Annotated in this window: 1 pseudogene; it reads left to right on the top strand. The window is 66.0% G+C overall.

Going from position 1 to position 427, the window contains the following annotated elements:
* A pseudogene (proY, locus tag J1902_RS19155) lies at window positions 1-347 on the top strand (proline-specific permease ProY); the annotation flags it as partial.
* Between the last annotated feature and the right edge of the window lie 80 nt (window positions 348-427).

Below are 427 nucleotides of genomic sequence, written 5' to 3'. Positions count from 1 at the left end.
CGATCGCCACCTTCGCCACGGTATGGGTGTGGGTCATGATCCTGGCGTCGCACGTGGCCATGAAGCGCGAGATCGCCCGGAAGGGCCTGCTGGCGTCGGAGTTCCCGTCCCCGTGGTGGCCCGCGGCATCGGTCCTGACCATCGCCTTCATGGCCATGGTGATCGTGATCCTGGGCGTCTTCGAGGACACCCGGGTAGCGCTCTATGTGGGTGCGGCCTGGCTGGGCCTCCTGCTGGTGGCGTACCGCCTGTGGGTCCGCGGCGGCGGCCGGGAACGCGCCGAGCTCCTGGATGAAACCTCACCGCTGCCGGTTGTGCAGGGCGCTTCCGGCGCGGCGTTGCCCTGATACAACGCTCTCTCACTTTTGAGGCGTTTTGGCGCGACCCTCGAAAGTTGTCAAGCTGTGTGGAGTCACTGGGCTAGTTT

This window comes from Arthrobacter cavernae (assembly GCF_017368795.1).
Lineage (GTDB): Bacteria > Actinomycetota > Actinomycetes > Actinomycetales > Micrococcaceae > Arthrobacter > Arthrobacter cavernae.
The sequence above is the reverse complement of the archived record's forward strand: the minus strand, read 5'-3'. Positions and strand labels throughout refer to the sequence as shown.